The 4,559-nt window shown below is 69.7% G+C and carries 7 protein-coding genes; all 7 read right to left on the reverse strand.

Features of this window, described 5'->3' with window-relative positions:
* Positions 1-995: dTDP-glucose 4,6-dehydratase (gene rfbB, locus ACWKZU_RS01770; protein ID WP_449280672.1), on the reverse strand; the 995-nt coding region annotated here is incomplete at its 3' end.
* Positions 995-1,864, reverse strand: coding sequence for a glucose-1-phosphate thymidylyltransferase RfbA (gene rfbA, locus ACWKZU_RS01775; protein ID WP_449280673.1), 870 nt, complete (start codon positions 1,862-1,864; stop codon positions 995-997). The genes rfbB and rfbA, both read right to left, overlap by 1 nt.
* Before the next feature lie 219 nt (positions 1,865-2,083).
* The gene (locus ACWKZU_RS01780) at positions 2,084-2,230 is read right to left on the reverse strand and encodes a DUF3892 domain-containing protein (protein ID WP_449280678.1); all 147 of its coding nucleotides are present in this window, start codon (positions 2,228-2,230) and stop codon (positions 2,084-2,086) included.
* Between the two features lie 66 nt (positions 2,231-2,296).
* Positions 2,297-2,587, reverse strand: a complete 291-nt coding sequence (locus ACWKZU_RS01785) for a type II toxin-antitoxin system RelE/ParE family toxin (RefSeq protein WP_449280674.1) — start codon at positions 2,585-2,587, stop codon at positions 2,297-2,299.
* Positions 2,584-2,817 (reverse strand): type II toxin-antitoxin system ParD family antitoxin, encoded by a 234-nt coding sequence (locus tag ACWKZU_RS01790; protein WP_449280675.1) that lies wholly within the window; start codon positions 2,815-2,817, stop codon positions 2,584-2,586. The genes ACWKZU_RS01785 and ACWKZU_RS01790 overlap by 4 nt, the downstream gene beginning before the upstream one ends.
* A gap of 63 nt (positions 2,818-2,880) precedes the next feature.
* Positions 2,881-3,192: a thiamine-binding protein gene (locus ACWKZU_RS01795; protein ID WP_449280676.1), complete on the reverse strand. Its 312-nt coding sequence runs from the start codon at positions 3,190-3,192 to the stop codon at positions 2,881-2,883.
* An 89-nt stretch (positions 3,193-3,281) separates the two neighbouring features.
* Positions 3,282-4,559, reverse strand: a 1,278-nt coding sequence (locus tag ACWKZU_RS01800; RefSeq protein ID WP_449280677.1) for a DHA2 family efflux MFS transporter permease subunit, incomplete at its 5' end; no start/stop codon positions are given.

Consider the following 4,559-nt stretch of genomic DNA (forward strand, 5'->3'; position numbering starts at 1 on the left):
CCCAGCTCGCGGTACTTCGCCTCGGTCGCGGCCTTCTGCGGCCGCCACCAGTCCTCGTTGTCGCGGTACCACGCGATGGTCAGCAGCAGGCCCCGCTCGAAGTCGCGGAGGGCGGGGCGCCAGCCGAGCTCCTCGCGGAGCTTCGTGCTGTCGATCGCGTAGCGCAGGTCGTGGCCCGGCCGGTCGGCGACCCGGTCGTAGGCGTCCGCGGGCTCCCCCATCGCGGTGAGGATCGACTCGAGCACCGCGCGGTTGCTCCGCTCGCCGTCGGCGCCGATGAGGTAGGTCTCGCCGATGCGGCCGGCCTCGATGATGCGCAGCACCGCCGACGAGTGGTCGTCGGCGTGGATCCAGTCGCGCACGTTGGCGCCCGCCCCGTAGAGTCTCGGCCGTTCCCCGCACAGCAGGTTCGTGATCTGGCGAGGGATGAACTTCTCGACGTGCTGACGCGGCCCGTAGTTGTTCGAGCAGTTCGAGATGGTCGCCCGCACCCCGAACGAGCGCACCCAGGCCCGCACCAGCAGATCGCTGCCCGCCTTCGTGCTGCTGTAGGGCGACGAGGGGTTGTAGGGCGTCCGCTCCGTGAACCGCTCGGGATCGTCGAGCTCGAGGTCGCCGTAGACCTCGTCCGTCGAGATGTGGTGGTAGCGCGCGCCGTGCCGACGCACCGCCTCGAGCAGCGTGTAGGTGCCGACGAGGTTGGTGTCGACGAAGGGCCGCGGATCGCGCAGCGAGTTGTCGTTGTGCGACTCGGCCGCGTAGTGCACCACGACGTCGGCGTCGGGCACGAGCTCGTCGACCAGGGCGGCGTCGCAGACGTCGCCGCGCACCACCGCGACGCGATCCTCGGGCAGTCCCGCCAGCGAGGCCGCGTTCCCCGCGTAGGTGAACTTGTCGAGCACCGTCACCCGGTCGTCGGTGCGCTCGACCAGGTAGTGCACGAAGTTCGACCCGATGAATCCGGCCCCGCCGGTGACGAGGATCCGCCGCGGCATCAGCGCCCGCCTTCGAGCAGCCGCAGCAGGTAGTCCCCGTACCCGCTCTTCACCAGCGGCTCCGCGAGCGCGGCGAGCTGCGCGTCGTCGATCCAGCCGTTGCGCCACGCGAGCTCCTCCACGCAGCCGATCTTGAGCCCCTGCCGCTCCTCGATGACCCGCACGTAGTCGGAGGCCTGCATCATCGACTCGAACGTGCCCGTGTCGAGCCACGCCGTGCCCCGGTCCAGCACCTGCACGTGCAGCTTCCCCGCGCGCAGGTAGTGCTCGTTCACCGACGAGATCTCGAGCTCCCCGCGGGCGCTGGGCGTGATGCTCTTCGCGATCTCGACGACGTCGTTGTCGTAGAAGTACAGTCCCGGAACCGCGTAATTGCTCTTCGGCGTCTCCGGCTTCTCCTCGATGGACAGCGCCCGGCCGTCGCGGTCGAACTCGACCACGCCGTACGCCCGGGGGTTCGCCACGTGGTAGGCGAAGATCCGCGCGCCGTCGATCTCGGAGTGCTGCTGCAGCGCCGTGCCCAGCCCGGTGCCGTGGAACAGGTTGTCGCCGAGCACCAGCGCGGCGCTCTCCCCCGCGATGAAGTCCTCGCCGATGATGAACGCCTGCGCGAGGCCGTCGGGGGACGGCTGCACCGCGTACTCGAGCCGCATGCCCCAGCCCGAGCCGTCGCCGAGCAGCGCCCGGAACTGCGCATTGTGCTCGGGCGTCGTGATGATCAGCACCTCGCGGAGCCCCGCGGCCATCAGCGTGGCCAGCGGGTAGAACACCATCGGCTTGTCGTACACGGGCATCAGCTGCTTCGACGTGCCCCGGGTGATCGGCCACAGGCGCGTCCCGGAACCCCCCGCAAGGATGACACCGCGCACGTCGCACCTCATCTCCGGCCGCCCGACGCACGGGACCCGACGGGCCCGCACCAGGTCGCCTCTGATCTGGATGCTTCCGATCCTCTCACGAGGACTCGTGGATGGAACAGCCCCGCGTGAGGGATGTGTTGCGGCGCCACTCCTCCCAGCACACGTGCGCCCGTTCCGTACCCGCCTTCGCGCGAGGGGCCCGGCTTCCCGAAGCCCCTCACACGAAGGTCAGCAGTCCGGCAGGTCGTCGAGGTTGTTGGGCGAGTAGCTGTCAGGAGCGGTGGTCAGATGATTGCGGCCGTTGCGAATGCCGACGCGGACAAACGCAGTACGGCCGTTAACCGAGACGCTATACGCCGATGAATCTCGGCGGATGTTCGGTCGAAGGAGCCGGGGCTCACCAGGGAGTTCTGACCACTGTCGTGGTGACGACTCCGACGTTCACAGGTGCCGTGTCGGGTCCATGCGCTGGTGCAGGATCCGGATCACGTCCACGCCTTCGCCTCGCTCGATGTAGAAGAGCAGGTGACTGCCGGTGCCGTACCGGCGGTAGCCCTCGCGGATCTCATCGCAGGCGCGGCCCCGTCCGGGGTCGTCGGCGATGCGCTCTATCGCAGCCCGGATCTCGGTCACATAGCTCTCGGCCTGGCGAACGTCCCAGCTCTCCTGGGTGAAATCCCATATGGAGGAGAAGTCGCGTCGGGCGGCAGGAGTGAGACGGTAGCCGGTCATGCCTTCTTCGCCGCGACGAAGGCGTCGAAGTCGAAGGGCTCTGCCTCTCCGCTCTCCTCGCCTGCGACGAGGGCGGCGCGCAGAGCCGCCAGCTGCGTCTCCCGGTCCTCCAGCAGCCGGAGCCCTGCGCGGATGACCTCACTGGCGGACCGGTAGCGGCCGGAGGAGACCTCGCGTGAGAGGAAGTCCGAGAAGTGCGAATCCAAGCTGATCGAGGTGTTCTGAGCCATACCGCCAGGATACCAAGAATTGGTAAGCGTGCGACTTTACTTGAGAACGAGACGGAATAGCGGCTACTCGCCGGCCTGGTCGATCGCGGCCTCCAGCCGCTCCAGCTTGCCGTCGAGCTCGCCCTCGTATCCCGGGCGGATGTCGGCCTTCATCACGAGCGAGACCCGCGACCCGAAGGGCAGCACGGCCTCGGTGGCGCGTTTCACGACGGCGAACACGTCGTCCCACTCCCCCTCGATCTCGGTGAACATGCTGCTCATGCGATGGGGCAGGCCCGAGTCGCGAACCACCCTGACGGCCGCCGCGACGGCCTCGGACACCGAGCCGTCGGGGGTGCCGCCGCCGCTCGGCGCCACGGAGAATGCGAGGATCATGCGAGTGCCTTTCGTCCGGCCTCTCGGCGAGAGGAGCTTCCCCAGCGAGTATCCCAGCTCGGCCGGAGCGATCCGACATCGCCGATGCCTCAGCCCTCGACGGGCAGCCGCACCCCGCCCGTGCGTGCGGGCCGCGGGCCGAAGCAGAGGGCGATGGCGGCACCGACGACGATCACGCCCAGCGGCATGAGGATCGACTGCGCCATCGCGGCGGCGAATCCCTCGCGCAGGGGCTCGGGAAGCGCGACGATCCCCGCTCCGCCCGCTCCGCCGAAACTCCCGGCTCCGGCGGCGGCATCGCCGAGCTCGGCGCCGATGCGCGATTCCATGAGCGCCGCCATCGCGGCGGAGCCCATCACCGCCCCCACCTGCCGGCTCGTGTTGTAGACGCCGGATCCGGCGCCCGCGTACTCCGGCGCCAACCCGAAGGTGGTGAGCGAGGCGAGCGGCCCCCACATGAACGCGTTGCCGAGGCCGAGCACGGCGCTCGGGATCAGCAGCAGCCAGATCGGGGTGCCGGGGCCGGCCAGCAGCACGTAGAGCAGCAGGCCGGCGGCCACGAGCAGCAGGCCGAGCACGGGGATGCGGCGCGGATCCCGGCGGTCGATCAGCAGGCCAACGGGCCGCGCGAGCGCGATCGAGAGCACCGCCATCGGCACCATCATCAGCGCGGCCTGCGTGGGTGCGAGGCCCAGCACCAGCTGCAGGTAGAACATCAGCGGCAGGCCCATGCTCGTCACCGCGAAGCCCACCGTCACGATCACGGCCGTGCCGACCGAGAAGTTGCGGTCGCGGAAGATGCGCAGCGGGATCAGGGGCTCCCCCCGCTGCCGCCACTGCCACACCACGAACAGGGCGAGCACCGCGGCGCCCGCGATGATCAGGCTCCAGACCGTGATCGGCCCCCAGATCACACCCCAGTCGTAGGTGGAGCCCTCCTGGATGCCGAACACGAGCATGAACATGCCGGCCGCGCTGAGCAGCACGCCCAACCAGTCGAAGCGGTGCGCGCTCGTGGGCAGCCGGGGCACGAAGCACATCGCGAGCACGAACGCGAGCACGCCCACCGGCACGTTGATGAAGAAGATCCACTCCCAGCCCCACGCGTCGAGCAGGAAGCCGCCGAGGATCGGTCCCACGAGCGTCGCGACCCCCGCGGTCACGCCCCACACCGCCATCGCCGAGCCGCGCTCGGTGGGAGCGAAGATGCGCGTGATCACCGCCATGGTCTGCGGCGTCATGAGCGAGGCCCCGAGCCCCTGGAGCACGCGCGCCGCGACGAGCGCCTCGATGCTCGTCGACAGCCCGCAGGCCAGCGAGGAGAGCGTGAAGACCGTCAGGCCGATCAGGTAGATGCGCCGCGGGCC

It is taken from the genome of Leucobacter sp. (assembly GCF_053528595.1).